At 33.4% G+C, this 16,293-nt stretch carries 16 protein-coding genes; 11 read left to right on the forward strand and 5 right to left on the reverse strand.

The genetic code is table 11. The features are described from left to right. Nucleotides 1-35: 35 nt before the first annotated feature. Nucleotides 36-170, reverse strand: coding sequence for a 50S ribosomal protein L34 (rpmH, locus tag L866_RS0103280; protein WP_025729134.1), 135 nt, complete (start codon nt 168-170; stop codon nt 36-38). Nucleotides 171-804: 634 nt separating this feature from the next. Between rpmH and dnaA the strand changes: the two genes are divergently transcribed. From dnaA to L866_RS09020, 7 genes are all read left to right on the forward strand, one after another. Beyond that, the gene (dnaA, locus tag L866_RS0103285) at nt 805-2,142 is read left to right on the forward strand and encodes a chromosomal replication initiator protein DnaA (protein ID WP_025729136.1); all 1,338 of its coding nucleotides are present in this window, start codon (nt 805-807) and stop codon (nt 2,140-2,142) included. A gap of 185 nt (nt 2,143-2,327) precedes the next feature. After that, nucleotides 2,328-3,497 carry a DNA polymerase III subunit beta gene (gene dnaN / locus L866_RS0103290; protein ID WP_025729137.1) on the forward strand — a complete coding sequence of 390 codons (1,170 nt, stop codon included), beginning with the start codon at nt 2,328-2,330 and terminating at the stop codon, nt 3,495-3,497. A gap of 202 nt (nt 3,498-3,699) precedes the next feature. Beyond that, nucleotides 3,700-3,966, forward strand: coding sequence for a S4 domain-containing protein YaaA (yaaA, locus tag L866_RS0103295; protein WP_035446067.1), 267 nt, complete (start codon nt 3,700-3,702; stop codon nt 3,964-3,966). 2 nt (nt 3,967-3,968) lie between these two features. Then, entirely contained in the window at nt 3,969-5,099 is a 1,131-nt protein-coding gene (recF, locus tag L866_RS0103300) for a DNA replication/repair protein RecF (protein WP_025729141.1), read from the forward strand. Further along, on the forward strand, nt 5,096-7,027 hold the full coding sequence (gene gyrB / locus L866_RS0103305) for a DNA topoisomerase (ATP-hydrolyzing) subunit B (protein WP_025729142.1): 1,932 nt from the start codon (nt 5,096-5,098) through the stop codon (nt 7,025-7,027). Before recF ends, gyrB begins: the two co-directional genes overlap by 4 nt. A 40-nt stretch (nt 7,028-7,067) precedes the next feature. Continuing rightward, the gene (gene gyrA / locus L866_RS0103310; protein WP_025729144.1) at nt 7,068-9,647 is read left to right on the forward strand and encodes a DNA gyrase subunit A; all 2,580 of its coding nucleotides are present in this window, start codon (nt 7,068-7,070) and stop codon (nt 9,645-9,647) included. A gap of 79 nt (nt 9,648-9,726) precedes the next feature. Further along, nucleotides 9,727-10,575, forward strand: coding sequence for a DUF975 family protein (locus L866_RS09020; protein WP_025729146.1), 849 nt, complete (start codon nt 9,727-9,729; stop codon nt 10,573-10,575). A 67-nt stretch (nt 10,576-10,642) separates the two neighbouring features. Here the strand turns inward: L866_RS09020 and L866_RS0103320 are convergent, their stop codons facing one another. The 4 genes from L866_RS0103320 to L866_RS0103335 form a co-directional block, all read right to left on the reverse strand. Further along, nucleotides 10,643-11,020: a DUF956 family protein gene (locus tag L866_RS0103320; protein ID WP_025729148.1), complete on the reverse strand. Its 378-nt coding sequence runs from the start codon at nt 11,018-11,020 to the stop codon at nt 10,643-10,645. Nucleotides 11,021-11,111: 91 nt separating this feature from the next. Continuing rightward, the gene (locus tag L866_RS0103325) at nt 11,112-12,023 is read right to left on the reverse strand and encodes a PTS system mannose/fructose/sorbose family transporter subunit IID (protein ID WP_025729149.1); all 912 of its coding nucleotides are present in this window, start codon (nt 12,021-12,023) and stop codon (nt 11,112-11,114) included. Between the two features lie 12 nt (nt 12,024-12,035). After that, entirely contained in the window at nt 12,036-12,833 is a 798-nt protein-coding gene (locus L866_RS0103330; protein ID WP_025729151.1) for a PTS mannose/fructose/sorbose transporter subunit IIC, read from the reverse strand. A gap of 51 nt (nt 12,834-12,884) precedes the next feature. Further along, nucleotides 12,885-13,871: a mannose/fructose/sorbose PTS transporter subunit IIA gene (locus L866_RS0103335; RefSeq protein WP_025729153.1), complete on the reverse strand. Its 987-nt coding sequence runs from the start codon at nt 13,869-13,871 to the stop codon at nt 12,885-12,887. Nucleotides 13,872-14,442: 571 nt separating this feature from the next. On the opposite strand from L866_RS0103335, the gene rpsF reads away from it, so the two are divergent. The 4 genes from rpsF to L866_RS0103355 form a co-directional block, all read left to right on the forward strand. Next, nucleotides 14,443-14,742 carry a 30S ribosomal protein S6 gene (gene rpsF, locus L866_RS0103340; protein WP_025729154.1) on the forward strand — a complete coding sequence of 100 codons (300 nt, stop codon included), beginning with the start codon at nt 14,443-14,445 and terminating at the stop codon, nt 14,740-14,742. A 31-nt stretch (nt 14,743-14,773) separates the two neighbouring features. Next, nucleotides 14,774-15,298: a single-stranded DNA-binding protein gene (ssb, locus tag L866_RS0103345; RefSeq protein WP_025729156.1), complete on the forward strand. Its 525-nt coding sequence runs from the start codon at nt 14,774-14,776 to the stop codon at nt 15,296-15,298. Nucleotides 15,299-15,341: 43 nt separating this feature from the next. Continuing rightward, complete coding sequence (rpsR, locus tag L866_RS0103350; RefSeq protein WP_025729158.1) at nt 15,342-15,578, forward strand: 30S ribosomal protein S18; 237 nt, start codon at nt 15,342-15,344, stop codon at nt 15,576-15,578. 461 nt (nt 15,579-16,039) lie between these two features. Then, nucleotides 16,040-16,293, forward strand: a 254-nt coding sequence (locus L866_RS0103355) for an IS256 family transposase (RefSeq protein WP_025729160.1), incomplete at its 3' end; no start/stop codon positions are given.

A 16,293-nucleotide genomic window follows, 5' to 3' on the forward strand; every position in this document is an offset into this window, starting at 1 on the left:
TCTATAAAAAAAAGACCACTGAGACGGTCAGTGATCTAAGCGCTTAAAACTTTTCTACCTTTACGGCGTCTACGTTGTAAAACTCTTCTACCATTTTTAGTACTCATGCGTTTACGGAACCCATGAACTTTTTGACGATGACGTTTTTTTGGTTGATATGTGCGTTTCATTCTAAAATGACACCTCCTACGTGCTAACAGTTATTCATTTTCATTTGTATGTAGAATTAATTATTTAATTAGTTCCGAATGATACATCATACATGATGTATGCTTTTAAAATTAATTCTCTTGTGTGCGACCATCAGGCCATAAAAATGACTACTTGATAAGTCTAGCATAAGTCCCATTAGAATGCCAATATTTTATGAGAGTTTTTTCGCTTTTTTTTTGATTTTTAAGTCTTTTTTTTTATTTTTTTTTAAAATCTCTATTATTTTTATTATTCTTTTATTCTTTTTTTATGTGGATATCTTTTTATTTTTTTAACAAGTTTCAACTTATCAACACCCTTAATCCACTACTTTTACACATATCAACAGGTCTCCTACAACTTTTTAGCATTTTTTGTGGATACTGTTGATAATAAAATGAAAGCTTGTCATACAGGTGATTTTTAATCTTTTTATCCAAAGCATTCTGTTAGTAACTTTCAGTTATGCACATATTGAAATTAGTTATACACAAATTGTTAATAACTTTATACCGCATGTTAGTAACTTTATTTTGTTTATTCACACTTGTGGAAAAGTTATTCTAATTTTGTTACAATAATCTTGTTATTTATGTTTAAGGGGGGGAAATTATGACTCAATTAGCAGCGCTGTGGGAAAAAATTCAATCTCGATTTAAAGAGCGCTTGACTGAAGTTAGTTATTCTACATGGATTGACAAAGCACAAGCTGTTGAATTAACTGACCATTATCTCTATATTGAAGTACCTACACCTGTTCACAAAGACTATTGGATTAACTCTCTGTTAACAGATGTCATTGAAGTTTCATATCATACAATTGGGCACGAAATTGAGCCTGTTATTATTTTAGAAAATGAAAAAAAAGAAAAACTAGCAAAAATGGATTCATCTCATTCCATTCAGACCAATGAGATAAAAATTAATCCAAAATTGAATCCAAATTATACATTTGAAAATTTCATTATCGGTAAAGGTAATCAATTCGCTCATGCCGCAGCTTTAGTAGTTGCTGAAACAACAGGAAATATTTATAATCCATTATTTTTCTACGGTGGAGTTGGTTTAGGAAAAACTCATTTAATGCAGGCGATTGGAAACTTACTTTTAAATAATCATCCGAATGCTCGTGTTAAATATGTAACGAGTGAAACATTTACTAATGATTTAGTTAAATCCATTCGTACCAATAGTACCGATCAATTTCGTGATGAATACCGTAATCTCGATCTTTTAATGGTCGATGATATCCAATTTTTTGCGGATAAAGAAAGTACTCAAGAAGAATTTTTCCATACATTTAATGAACTTTTTAATAATCAAAAACAAATCGTATTAACAAGTGATCGTATTCCAGAAGAAATTAAAAATCTCGAAGAACGACTTGTTTCTCGCTTTAAATCAGGTTTAGCTGTCGATATTACCCCGCCAGATTTTGAAACGCGTATTGCTATTCTATCGAAGAAAGCAGAAGCAATGAACCTTAAGATATCAAATGACGTCTTGTACTATATAAGTGGACAAATTGATTCCAACGTGCGTGAATTGGAAGGATCATTAACTAGTATTGGCGCATACTCTCGAATGATGAATCGAGATATTACAATTGATCTTGCTGCAGAAGCTCTAAAGAGTCTTATTCCACAACAAAATCAAAAACCACTTAATATTTTAGACATCCAAGAGGCTGTGGCGAAATTCTATCATGTCACTGTTCAAGATTTAAAAGGAAAAAAACGTCATAAAGAAATTGTTATTCCTCGACAAGTTGCTATGTACTTATCACGTGAGTTAACTACGCAATCTTTACCTAAAATAGGTGATGAATTTGGTGGAAAAGATCATTCAACTGTTATTTATGCATACGACAAAATAAAAATTGCACTTGAAGAGCCTCATTCACCATTAAAAGAGGATGTTGATCAACTAATCGAGTTATTAAAAAACTAATCGATAATAAGTTATCCACATGTTAATAACTCATCTATTATAAACTTAATTATCCACATGTTTTATACACGATGAAAACGGGGGATCATTACGGTCAGGTAATTTATCCACAGTACTAACAGCCCCTACTACTATTACTATTTATTATTTAAAAAATATATATATAACTCGAAAGGATGAATACTATGAAATTTACGATAAAGCAATCTGCTTTAAGTCAAGTTTTAAATGTTGTTCAACGCTCTATTGCTGTAAAATCTGCTTTAACTATTTTAGAAGGAATTAAATTATCAGCTACTTCTAATGAATTGATATTAACTGGTAGTGATTCTAATCTTTCAATATTAGCTGTACTTAAAGTAAATGATCCAAGTTTAGGATTAACAATTGAAACACCTGGAGAAATTGTCCTAAAAGCTCGATTCTTCAATGATATTGTTCGAAAATTACCTGGTGATTTAGTCACATTTTCAACTAACAATGATTTTGTTGCTACAATTGTTTCTGACCAAGCACAATTTTCAATTAATGGATTAAATCCAGAAAATTACCCTTATCTTCCTCAATTGAATAGTGATGAAGCCATTACTTTAAAAGGATTTACTTTAAAGCAAATTATTGGCCAAACCATTGTTTCTGTATTTAAACAAGAATCACGTCCTATTTTAACGGGGATAAAATTTACATTAGGTCCTAGTCAATTAAAAGCTGTTTCAACCGATGCCCATCGTTTAAGTCAACGAATTTTACGTTTAACAGAAGAAAATACACCTGAAAATGAGTTAACTGAAGAAGTTTCAGTTGTCGTTCCATCAAAAAGTTTGATGGAGTTAGTACGTACTGTAGAAGATGATGATGATATTTCTATAGTAATTAAAGATAATCGCATTTTATTTGAAACAGGCCGTTATTCTATCTATTCACGTTTATTAGAAGGAAATTACCCAGATACCGATCGTTTATTACCAAAAGGTGCAAAAACTCAATTAATATTAAATAGTCAAATGATGATTCAAGCAGCAGAACGTGTTTCATTATTAGCACAACATGATGAAGATCATGCCGTTCAATTAACTATTGATGAAAATAAAGTTGTTTTTTCAAGTCGTGAACAAGAAATTGGTGAAGTAACAGAAGAATTAGATGTTATCAGTATTTCAGGTGAACCATTAGTTATTTCATTCAACCCTGCTTTTATTAAAGATGCACTAAAAACTTTCAATGGTGCTGATGTCGTATTAAACTTTACAGAAGCTGATCGTCCATTCTATATTGTTGAAAGAGAAAATGAATCAGAAGAAACAATTGAGAATAGTTTTATTCACTTAATTACCCCAATTCGCACCCAAGCTTAAACATACTGTAGTTACATTTAAAAGTGATTAATGCATGATTGCATTAGTCACTTTTTTATTTAAGCCACTAATAAGCTTTATTTTCGTTTTTTTATTTAATTAATATATTTGGCCTAAAATTATAAAAATTGAAATAAAGGCATTATACTCGCTAACATTGCTTATTACCTTTTAAAATAGTATAATTATAATGAGAAATTATATGAGGAAAGTCGGTGATTTAGTGGATATTGAAACCATTTATTTAGATAAAGAATTTATGACTTTACAACAATTATTGAAATACATCAATGTAATTGGCAGTGGAGGTCAAGCAAAATGGTTTTTAAAAGATCATGCGGTTTTACTCAATGGTGAATTTGAAAACCGTCGCGGTAAAAAGTTATACCCTGGAGATACAATTGAATTAGTAGACATTGGTATTTACTTAATTCGCGAAGAAATGACTAATAAAAGTCAGGAAGTTTAAACATGCGTTTGAATCAACTGACTTTAAAACAGTTTCGTAACTATAATGATTTAGTAATTGAATTCAGTCCGGGTATTAATTTATTTGTAGGCCAAAATGCACAAGGGAAAACAAATTTACTCGAGTCAATTTACTTACTTAGTTTGACTAAAAGTCATCGAACAAATGTTGATCGTGAATTAATTCAGTGGCAAGAGAAGGAAAGTTTACTAAAAGGTGCTATTTCTTCAAAAACAAATCACTTACAGTTAAGTGTTCATTTAAAAAACAAAGGGAAAATGGTAAGTATTAATCGGTTAAACCAATCACGATTAAGTCATTATATTGGTCAATTAAATGTCATTTTATTTGCACCAGAAGATTTAGCATTGATTAAAGGCGCACCTCAAATGCGCCGCTTATTTTTAGACCGAGAAATTGGTCAATTAAATGCTTTGTATTTATCACATAGTGTGAACTATAAAAAAGTATTAAGACAAAGAAATCGTTACTTAAAAGATTTGAACCGTAAATATGAAACCGATTTAATTGTATTAGATATTTTAACTGAGCAACTTGTTGAACATGCTGCTTATTTAATTTTTGAACGTAAAAATTTTATGCAATCACTTGAACAAATTGCTGGGCCATTGCATCAAAAAATCAGTGGTAAATTGGAGCACTTAACTTTAAAATATCACGCATCCGTTCCACTAGATAATTCGATTACAATTGAACAAGTAAAAGAACAACTAGTAAAGGAAATGGCCAAACAACAATCTAAGGAAATTGAACGTGAATCGACATTAACGGGTCCACATCGCGAGGATTTTTCGTGTGAATTGAATGGCAAAGATGTGCAAACTTTTGGCTCTCAAGGTCAGCAAAGAAGTACTGTACTGAGTTTAAAATTGGCTGAAATCGAATTAGCTCATGAATTAACTGGCGAGTACCCACTTTTATTACTTGATGATGTTTTATCCGAATTAGATGATGGACGGCAGACATTTTTATTACAAACAATTGAAAATAAAGTACAAACATTTTTAACGACAACGAGTTTAGCAGGAATTAGACAAGAGTTCGTTAAAAATCCAACGATTTTTGAAATAGCAGACGGAAAGATTGAAAACGGGGTGTGTCGACTTAAATGACTGATAAAATAAATAATGAAAAAACAGAACAAGCGTATGATGCTAGTCAGATACAGGTTCTAGAAGGACTTGAGGCGGTTCGTAAACGTCCAGGAATGTACATTGGTTCAACTAGTACGATGGGACTTCATCATTTGGTATGGGAAATTGTCGATAACTCAATAGATGAAGCTTTAGCAGGATTTGCAACAGAAATTAAAATAACTATCAATCCAGATAATAGTATCACGGTTATCGATGATGGACGTGGTATTCCAGTAGATATTCAAGAAAAAACAGGTCGTTCTGCAGTTGAGACTGTTTTTACGATTTTACATGCCGGTGGTAAGTTTGGTGGAGGAAGCTATAAAGTTTCCGGTGGTTTACACGGTGTAGGTGCTTCTGTTGTAAATGCGTTATCGACGTGGTTACAAGTAGAAGTGTATAAAGACGGTAAAATTTATCGTCAACGTTTTAAACGTGGAATGGTTGGAGAAGATTTACAAGTTGTAGGAGAAACTGATTTAACGGGAACGCGTGTTGATTTCTTACCAGATCCGGAAATTTTTAAAGAAACCGTTATTTTTGATTTTAATACATTGGATGAACGCGTCCGTGAATTAGCATTTTTAAATAAAGGATTGAATTTAAGTTTAACGGATCTTCGAGAAGAAGAAAAAACAGCACATTATCACTATGAAGGTGGTATTCAGTCATTCGTTGAGTATTTAGACGAAGAGAAAGAAGTTTTATTTGATCCACCGATTTATTTAGAAGGTGAGCAAGACGATATTATCGTAGAAGTAGCCTTCCAATATACTAATACTTATCAGACAAACTTAATGAGTTATACAAATAATATTCACACTTATGAAGGTGGAACTCATGAGTCGGGTGTTCGCAGTGCATTAACACGTGTAATTAATGATTACGCACGTAAACAAAATATTTTAAAAGATAATGACGCTAATTTAACAGGAGAAGATGTTCGTGAAGGATTGACCATGATTCTATCGGTAAAACATCCCGATCCTCAATTTGAAGGTCAAACGAAAACAAAATTAGGGAATTCTGAAGTTCGTACGGTAGCTGACCGTCTATTTAGTAGTCATTTTGATCGATTCTTAGCAGAAAACCCAACGGTAGCGCGTAAAATTGTTGATAAAGGTATTTTAGCATCTAAAGCACGTTTAGCAGCAAAACGCGCACGTGAAGTGACTCGTAAAAAGAGTGGATTAGAAATTAGCAATTTGCCAGGTAAACTAGCTGATTGCTCAAGTAATGATCCATCTATTAATGAGCTATTTATCGTCGAAGGGGATTCTGCTGGTGGTTCAGCTAAATCGGGACGTAGTCGTCATTTTCAAGCGATTTTACCCATACGTGGTAAAATTTTAAATGTGGAAAAAGCAACAATTGACCGCATTTTAGCAAATGAAGAAATTCGTGCTTTATTTACTGCTATGGGTACAGGATTCGGAAAAGATTTTGACGTAGCAAAAGCACGTTACCATAAAGTTATCATTATGACGGATGCGGATGTTGATGGTGCTCATATCAGAACACTTTTAATTACATTATTTTATCGTTATTTTAAACCAATTGTTGAAGCAGGCTATTTGTATATTGCTCAACCACCGCTTTATAAAGTGAAACAAGGTAAACAAGAGTATTATTTAGGGACAGATGAAGAGTTAGAAACGTTATTAAAAGAATTATCGGATACTCCTCGTCCACAAATATCTCGTTACAAAGGGTTGGGAGAGATGGATGCTCATCAATTATGGGAAACAACGATGGATCCAGATCAACGTGTATTAGCTCAAGTTCATGTGGAAGATGCAGCAATGGCTGATGAAACCTTAGATATACTAATGGGTGATCGAGTGGAACCACGTCGAGAATTTATTGAAGCTAATGCAGTTTATGTCGATAATTTAGATATTTAATGAAACAGTATGATTTGAACAAAAAAGATAGGAGAAATAAATGAGCGATTCAATTGAATTTCACAATCATGGACAAAAAGAGCAAGTTGAATTGTCACACGAAATGCGCACATCTTTTTTACAATACTCGATGAGTGTTATTGTGTCACGTGCTTTACCGGATGTTCGTGATGGTTTGAAGCCAGTTCATCGCCGTATTTTATACGGTATGAATGAATTAGGTGTTACACCAGATAAACCACATAAAAAATCTGCTCGTATTGTCGGAGATGTTATGGGGAAATACCATCCCCATGGTGACTCAGCGATTTACGAGTCGATGGTTCGAATGTCACAAGATTTTAGTTATCGTTATCCACTTGTTGATGGTCATGGAAACTTTGGCTCAATCGATGGTGATGGTGCAGCGGCGATGCGTTATACCGAGTCCCGTTTATCCAAAATTTCATTAGAGCTATTAAGAGACATAAATAAAGATACAATTGACTTTATGGATAACTACGATGGTAGTGAACGTGAACCTGTTGTATTACCTGCTCGTTTCCCCAATTTATTGGTTAACGGAACAACAGGTATTGCAGTTGGGATGGCAACAAATATTCCACCACATAATTTAGGAGAGGTAATTGATGCCCTCTTTTTAATGATGGATAATCCAGAAGTTACAACTGAAGAACTTATGACAGCGTTACCTGGTCCAGATTTTCCAACGGGTGGATTTGTCTTAGGTAAATCGGGCATTCGTAAAGCTTATAAAACTGGACGAGGCTCAATCACGATGCGTGCTAAATTAGACATTGAGACGCTCTCTACAGGACGCGAACGCATTGTAATTACCGAGATACCATATATGGTGAATAAAGCCAAGCTGGTGGCTCGTATTGCCGAATTACATCGTGATAAGCGAATAGAAGGCCTAACTTACTTAAATGACGAATCTGATCGAAATGGTATGCGAATAGTTATTGAAGTACGTCGAGATGTTTCGGCTCACGTATTAGTAAATAATTTATATAAATTGACACCACTTCAAACGAATTTTGGGTTTAATATGCTTGCTATTGTTGGTGGCGTGCCGAAAATATTAAGTTTGAAAGAAATTTTAACATATTATTTAGAACACCAAGAGAAAGTAATTTATCGTCGTGCGGCATTTGATAAACGAAAAGCGGAAGCACGCGCACACATATTAGAAGGTTTACAAATCGCTTTAGATCATATTGATGCCATTGTATCAACTTTAAGAAGTTCAAAAACTGGCGATGAAGCGAAACAAATTTTTATTACAGAATATCATTTAACTGATATTCAAGCACAAGCAATTTTAGATATGCGAATGGTTCGATTAACCGGTTTAGAACGAGAAAAAATTGATGCTGAGCATGCACATTTAATGGAATTAATTAAAGAATACAATGAAATTTTAGCTAGTGAAGCAAGACGTTATGAAATCATTAAAGAAGAATTAACAGAAATCCGTTCAAAATATAACGATGAACGTCGCACAGAGTTATTAATTGGTGAAGTGCTTGATTTAGAAGATGAAGATTTGATTGAAGAAGAGCAAATTGTCGTGACAATGACTCATCATGGTTACATTAAGCGATTACCAGAGTCAGAATTCAAGACACAACGTCGTGGTGGACGAGGTGTATTGGGAATGGCTATGCATGATAACGATTTTATAGAAAATATTTTTAGTAGTTCGACTCATGATCATATTCTCTTCTTTACAAACAAAGGTAAAGTTTATCGAATTAAAGCATACGAAATTCCAGAATATGGTCGTACAGCGAAAGGCTTGCCACTTGTCAATCTGTTACCAATTGATAATGACGAAACCGTTGAAGCAATGATTAACGTTGGTGATTTAGATCAAACGCAAGGTGGATTTTTATTCTTTGCGACACGCAACGGAACGGTTAAACGAACACCATTAGAAGATTTCCAAAATATTCGTCAAAATGGTATTCGAGCAATCACCTTACGTGACGATGATGAGTTGGTAAAAGTTCGTTTAACAAATGGTAATCATATTATTATCTTAGCAACTCACAATGGTCAAGCAGCTACATTTAATGAAAGTGATGTACGTTCGATGGGACGAGTTGCAGCTGGTGTGAGAGGTATTCGATTAACATCTGACGATTATCTTATTGGAATGGATAGTTTTGAAGAGTCTGCTGAAATATTAACTGTAACCGATAAAGGATATGGTAAACGAACACCTTCAGAGGAATACTCTGTTCACCGTCGTGGTGGTAAAGGAATTAAAGCATTGAATTTAACAGAGAAAAATGGCAAGTTAGTCGCTTTACGCTGTGTTGATGGTTCAGAAGATGCTATGTTGATTACAAGCAAAGGTGTTGTTATTCGGATGCATGTACGTGATGTATCGCAAATCGGTCGTGCAGCGCAAGGTGTGCGGATGATGCGTATTGATGAAGATACATTGCTGCAAGCAGTTGCAATCATTGAACCGGAAGAAGAAATAGATGAAATTAATTTATCAGAAGATGAACAAGTTGAATCTAGTGAAAATCATTCTTCAGAACAGTCCAATGAACAAATAGAACAAAATCTTAGTGATTTTGCAGATGAATTGCTTGATGAAGAATAATTGTCGCTAAGCATAAAAAACTATTCGAGTGATGAAATAAACAATAATGCTTTAAATAAGATATGAAAGAAGGAAGTTTATGTGGGTAAGAAAGGATTTAAAGAATAAAGCAAAAAGGTTTTTGCGAAAAAATTATTGGCAAGCTTTTTTTGCAGTATTGATCACAATTATTTTAACAGGCGGATTTGCTAATACAATTGGATTTAATGCGAGTTTTAGAGATTTAGTTACCTCCGATGCTCGAACTGAATACGAAGTGGTGGATCAGTCAGATAATTATGGTGATAGTTTAGATTTTTCAAATGATTCATCTACAGACAATTTGGAAGCAGATGATGATAACACGTTAAGCGAGAATACTTCTACTCTCATGAAAGTATTAATAGGAGTTGGCGTAGTCGGAGTTAGTTTATTTCTTTTCTTATTAATGATTATTTTTACTTTTATTGGATTTGTTGTTGAAGTAGGACAATCTCGTTTCTTTTTAGATGGATTTAAAGGTGACGTTAGTGTTAGTAAAGTATTATCAGGATTTAATGCTAAAGAGTATATGCCAATTATTAAGACACAACTTCTTAAAAAAATATATATCTTTCTATGGTCCTTATTATTCATCATACCAGGGATAATTAAGGCATATTCATATCGTTATGTTCCTTATATATTAGCTGAACACCCTAGAATGAAATCAAAAGATGCGATTATGCAAAGTATTAAACTAACTAAGGGTCACAAGTGGAATATTTTTGTTTTAGATTTATCATTCATTTTGTGGAATATGTTGTCTTTAGTATCATTTGGTTTTTCTAACTTATTTGTTGCTCCTTATAAGGAAGCGACAAATGCTGTGCTATATAAAGTGCTGAAGAATCAAAATAATATTGAAATAGAGATTGAAGCAGATGATGCTTTTACAGTTGAATTTTAATTTATGATTAATTATTTCGACAATAAAAAAATCCGTTATCCTTTGTTACAAGGATAGCGGATTTTTATTATTTGTTTCTTTTTAAAATAGAACGTATACCTTGCCAAACAACTTGAAAAAAGCTTAGTGAATGAACAATATGATCAGGATCAATATATTGTTTCATTGTACCTAATACTTTTTTAGGTGTTTTTGCTGCAAAAGTAAATGTGCCATTTCGTTTTGTTTTAATAGCAAATCTAGGAATCCATTTTCCTTTAAATAGAACACTTGCTATTACTAAATCGACTTCTTCCCAAGGGATTTGGATAAATTTACGAAGATCACGGTTGTGAAAAAATTCGAATCCATGATCGCCTATCATAATTTTCCCGTAGTCTGTTAGTCCCATATAGCTTGTTGCATCGACAACTAAATCGATTTTGGAATTAATAGATTTAACCATATTGACTTCCCCTCATATATCTAAGACTAATTAAAAAGAAGAATTGGAATATACATTCCAATTCCTCAATTTGATAATGTTTAGTTGAATATTATAGTAATCCGATTAAGTGACCACCAATACCAACAAAGAACAATCCAATGATGATAGCAATTGGAGAAACATTTTTCTTCAATAACCACATACATAAGAATGTAAGTAATAGTCCAGCTAATCCTGGGATTAATTGGTCTAAGTTGTTTTGTAAAGTAGTTACTTTAAATGGACTAAGTGCTAAACCTTGGTTAACTTGTGTGAATGCTTCACGAATACCTTCTGATCCTGCAGGAAGTTTATCCCATTCAATATATGCTCCATCAGCAAGTTTAACTGTTGATACTACTGGTGCAAAGCTAATGTTTACCCAACGTTGAACTAATGATGCTAGAACGAACATACCTAAAATAGAAGCACCTTTAGTAATATCTTGGATTAAACCACCAGATAAATCTTCAGTAATTTTGCTACCTGCACGATAACCAAATTCTTGTGTATACCACATGAAACCAAAACGAATGATGTTCCAAGCAACAAAGAAGAAAATTGGTCCTAAAATATTTCCACCAAGTGCTAAAGATGCACCAATAGAACCTAACATTGGACGAACAGTGAACCAGAAAACAGGATCTCCAACCCCTGCTAGAGGTCCCATCATACCAATTTTAACCCCTTGAATTGCAACATCATCAACTGGTGCGCCATTTGCGCGTTCTTCTTCAAGAGCTAATGTTACACCCATGATAGGTGATGCAATGTATGGATGAGTGTTGAAGAATTCTAAGTGGCGTTTAAGTGCTGGAATTTGATCTTCTTTATTTGGATACAATTTTTTAATTGCAGGAATAATAGAATAAACCCAACCACCGTTTTGCATACGTTCATAGTTCCATGAACCTTGTAGAAACTGGGAGCGCATTGCAACGGCAAAGCGATCTTTTTTAGTTAATTCAATTTTTTCAGCCATTGTGTCTCCTCCTTAATAATCATTCAAAATATCGCCTAATGGGTCACCTGTTCCACTAGTTCCGTTACTTGAACTACCTTTTTTAGATAATTGTAAGTAAAGAATAGCAAGTGCAACACCGATTGCTCCTAAAGCGATTAATGTTAATTCTGAAATTGCAGCAATTACAAAACCTAAGATAAAGAATGGCCATACTTCTTTAGAAGCCATCATGTTAATAACCATTGCGTAACCAACAGCTACAACCATTCCTCCACCAATTGCCATACCTTGGTTTAACCATGCTGGCATTGATTCTAAGGCAGATTTAACTACTTCAGCTGGAATGAATAAAAGTGCTGCAGCTGGAATAGCAATACGAACACCTTGCATACATACCGCTAAGATATGTAATAACTCAATTTTACGAATATCACCCTTTTCAGCAGCGTTATCCATTAAATGAACGATTGGCACAGCTAATGTACGAACTAACATTGTTAGGAATAGACCAGCAATAGCTAAAGGTATCGCAACAGCAATAGCTGATGTTACACCTTTTACACCTTGTCCACCTAAAACTAGAATAATAGCAGATGCAACTGATGCCAAAGCAGCATCTGGTGCAACAGCTGCTCCGATGTTTGCCCAACCTAGAGCAAGCATTTGTAATGAACCGCCTAAAACAATCCCAGCTTCTAAATTACCTGTAACTAAACCGATTAGTGTACAAGCAATTAATGGTTGATGAAATTGGAATTGGTCAAGAATTCCTTCCATCCCAGCTAGGAAAGCAATCAAAATAACTAAAATCATAGAGACTAGTGACATAATTTCCCTCCTAATATTGTATTGGCAAATGACATAATAATTATTTTGTCATTATTTGTTATGTAAGTTTTTTTCAGCACGCTTTAATATGTCATCCATATTGGCATCTGAATCACTTGGCACTTTACGAACATCAAATTTAATGCCCATATCTTTTAATTCTTTAAATGTATCAACGTCATCTTGATCCATTGAAAGCACGTTATTTACTACTACTTTACCTACTGAGTGAGCCATTGAACCTAAATTGACTTCTTTTAAGTTTACTCCGCCTTTTACAGCAGCTAAGACATCTTGTGGTTTCTCGAATAATAGTAAAGCATTTGTACCACCAAAACGTGGATCCTTAGCAACTTCAATCATTTTTGAAATTGGAATAACGTTTGCAGGCACTCCAGGAGGGCTCGCTTGTTCAATTAATTTTTTACGTAATTCATCATGTGCAACTGCATCGCTAACAACGATGATACGATTTGTATTTGAAGTTTTTGCCCAAGTAGTAGCTACCTGTCCGTGTAATAAACGGGAATCGATACGCGCCAAAGCATATTTAATCTTTCCGTCTCCAATAACTGTACCAGGAGCAATTGTTCCTTGAACTTGTTGTGGAGCAGCTTCTTTTGCTACTGGAGCTGCTGGCATTAAAGTTTCAGGAAGAACTTTCACCCCGTCTTTTGCCACATCGATTAAATGAGTAGCGATTTCTTGTGCTGAATTCATTGAAAAACGTGACGCATAAGCTTCAACTAACATTGGTAAGTTTAAGCCAGTCACAATTGCCCATGAATCATGACCATTCATCAAACTACTTGCCTGATTAAATGGTGTACCGCCCCATAAATCGACCAAGAATAATACTTCATCTTGGCTTTTAAAAGAAGCAACAACCTCTTCTAATTTGGCTTTTAGATCATCTGGACCTTCACTAGGCATTAATGTAACTGCTGCAACATCTTCTTGTTCGCCAAAAATCATTGCACCAGATTGTTTAATACCTTCAGCAAATTGTCCATGACTTGCTAAGATAATCCCAACCATATATATACCTCCTTATAAATGTTTTACAGATATGCATCTGTTTTTTACTGAACAATCGAATCAATACATTCTGTCTAAAAATAGTTGTTTATATCACTATATCGGAGGTGTATTTTATTGTTAATAATGACTACTGCAATTTTTACTAAATATAAATAATGAAAAATGTTTTGAAAAAATATCTTTTACAAACCATCACGATACACTAGTAATAATTTTAACTATTTATAGAAGAAATAAATAAACATACGTTATTCCGATTAAGCATGTTTAGTTTGTTTCATTTGTTCTAAAAATAATTATAGCATAGAAAAATAGAAATTCACTGCAATATGGGTTATTTAATAGTAGAAAAAGTAAAGATAAAACATACATTATATATCATCTAATACAATAAAAAATATATTTTTTATAAAGCGTTTTCTTTCTATTGTTAAATAGAATGCGAAAACTGTTGATTAATTAGAATATATTTGTTAAACTTATTTAATGTGAGTACTCAAGTTGAGAACTCTCCTTGTCTACTTCAATTAATAGTTGTAGGCCAATAGTCCAAAAGGAGGTAAAAAGAATGAATCAAACAACAAAATACGAAATTTTGTACATCATTCGCCCAAATATTGAAGAAGCTGCTAAGAAAGAATTAATCGAGCGCTTTGATGGTATTTTAACGAATGAAGGTGCTGAAATTATTGAGTCAAAAGACTGGGCGAAACGTCGTTTAGCTTACGAAATCAAAAAATTCCGTGAAGGAATCTATCACCTAGTTACATTGACAGCAGAAAATGCTGATGCAATCAATGAATTTGACCGTTTAGCAAGTTTTTCAAATGACATTTTACGTCATATGATTGTTAAATTACCTAATTAAAGATACTTATCATCAAAGAAAGGTGAGTTAGATGCTTAATAGAGTCGTACTTATCGGACGCTTAACACGTGAAGTAGATTTACGTTTTACAAGTAATTCAATTGCTGTTGGTACATTTACTTTAGCAGTTAATCGTAATTTCCAAAGTAAAGATGGTCAACGCGAAGCAGATTTTATTAACTGTGTTATTTGGCGTAAATCAGCAGAAAATTTTGCGAACTTTACACGTAAGGGTTCTCTTGTTGGTGTTGAAGGACGTATTCAAACACGTAACTACGAAAATCAACAAGGACAGCGTGTTTATGTGACAGAGGTTGTCGTTGATAACTTTGCTTTATTAGAGTCACGTTCAGTTACTGAACAAAGACCTGTTGGAGATACTTCTTCAACTAATATGCCAAATAATTATCAATCGAATAGTTTTGATTCAAATAATTCATTTAACAATAACCAATCAAGTGATTTTTCAGCAAGTAGTAAAAGTGATCAGTCTTTCACTGATCCATTTGCTGGTAGTGACTTAATTGACATTTCTGATGATGATTTACCATTTTAAAATTTAAATTACAAATTCGAAATAAAAATTGAGGAGGGATTTCATGGCTGGATTCCGTAAAGGTGGACGTAAACGCCGTAAAGTAGATTTCTTTACAGCTAACCACATTGACTATATTGATTATAAAGATGTAGAATTATTAAAACGTTTCATTTCTGAAAAAGGTAAAATTTTACCACGTCGTGTTACTGGTACAGGTGCTAAACACCAACGTCCATTAACAATGGCTATTAAACGTGCTCGTATCATGGGCTTATTACCATTTACAAACATGGATTAATTTGTTTAATTAAAGTAAAATTTAAAAGTTCTCCACAAATTTATGTGGAGAACTTTTTTTGTGGATAAAATTTTTAATAACTTTTATTATTTAATATAAATTATAAAAAATGCCAGTTTCCCTTTTAATACCAAGTAAATTAAATTATGTTATAAAAATATAATTGTGTATAACTAAGTTATTAATTCGAAATACATGCATACATTTGGATTGTTTTTTTAAAGTTATACACATGTTGATAAACGTTTTATTGAAAATTTGGATATAATATAAATAGAAATAAGCTGTGAAGAATTTATGAAATCGGTCTATATCATATAAGGAAGATGATAAGTTTATATTTAAATAAACTATGAAGTGATTGATAAAGTCCATATAATTGTGTAAAAGATAAAAGGTCATATAAAGCTCCTTTTACGGTACAATGTTTTTACCACAAAACATACCTAGGAGGACTTTACATGACCCAAGTACATTTTACAATGAATAGAGAAGAGGTTCAAAGCATTATTGAACATTCGGTAAAAGATGATGCCTCGAAAAGCATTTTGACAACAGTGTTCAACCAATTGATGGAGAATCAACGAACAGAATATATCCAGGCCGATAACTATGAACGAGCAGAAAGTCGTCAGAGCCAAAGAAATGGCTATTATGAACGAGACTTTACCACGCGGGTAGGTACACTTCGCTTAAAGGTACCCAGGACGCGTGA

This window comes from Atopobacter phocae ATCC BAA-285 (assembly GCF_000526675.1).
GTDB lineage: Bacteria > Bacillota > Bacilli > Lactobacillales > Aerococcaceae > Atopobacter > Atopobacter phocae.

Bases quoted from the DNA above. Each gene is read 5' to 3' on its own strand.
- rpmH (WP_025729134.1), bottom strand. From the start codon at position 170: ATGAAACGCACATATCAACCAAAAAAACGTCATCGTCAAAAAGTTCAT.
- dnaA (WP_025729136.1), top strand. From the start codon at position 805: ATGACTCAATTAGCAGCGCTGTGGGAAAAAATTCAATCTCGATTTAAA.
- dnaN (WP_025729137.1), top strand. From the start codon at position 2,328: ATGAAATTTACGATAAAGCAATCTGCTTTAAGTCAAGTTTTAAATGTT.
- yaaA (WP_035446067.1), top strand. From the start codon at position 3,700: ATGAGGAAAGTCGGTGATTTAGTGGATATTGAAACCATTTATTTAGAT.
- recF (WP_025729141.1), top strand. From the start codon at position 3,969: ATGCGTTTGAATCAACTGACTTTAAAACAGTTTCGTAACTATAATGAT.
- gyrB (WP_025729142.1), top strand. From the start codon at position 5,096: ATGACTGATAAAATAAATAATGAAAAAACAGAACAAGCGTATGATGCT.
- gyrA (WP_025729144.1), top strand. From the start codon at position 7,068: ATGAGCGATTCAATTGAATTTCACAATCATGGACAAAAAGAGCAAGTT.
- L866_RS09020 (WP_025729146.1), top strand. From the start codon at position 9,727: ATGTGGGTAAGAAAGGATTTAAAGAATAAAGCAAAAAGGTTTTTGCGA.
- L866_RS0103320 (WP_025729148.1), bottom strand. From the start codon at position 11,020: ATGGTTAAATCTATTAATTCCAAAATCGATTTAGTTGTCGATGCAACA.
- L866_RS0103325 (WP_025729149.1), bottom strand. From the start codon at position 12,023: ATGGCTGAAAAAATTGAATTAACTAAAAAAGATCGCTTTGCCGTTGCA.
- L866_RS0103330 (WP_025729151.1), bottom strand. From the start codon at position 12,833: ATGTCACTAGTCTCTATGATTTTAGTTATTTTGATTGCTTTCCTAGCT.
- L866_RS0103335 (WP_025729153.1), bottom strand. From the start codon at position 13,871: ATGGTTGGGATTATCTTAGCAAGTCATGGACAATTTGCTGAAGGTATT.
- rpsF (WP_025729154.1), top strand. From the start codon at position 14,443: ATGAATCAAACAACAAAATACGAAATTTTGTACATCATTCGCCCAAAT.
- ssb (WP_025729156.1), top strand. From the start codon at position 14,774: ATGCTTAATAGAGTCGTACTTATCGGACGCTTAACACGTGAAGTAGAT.
- rpsR (WP_025729158.1), top strand. From the start codon at position 15,342: ATGGCTGGATTCCGTAAAGGTGGACGTAAACGCCGTAAAGTAGATTTC.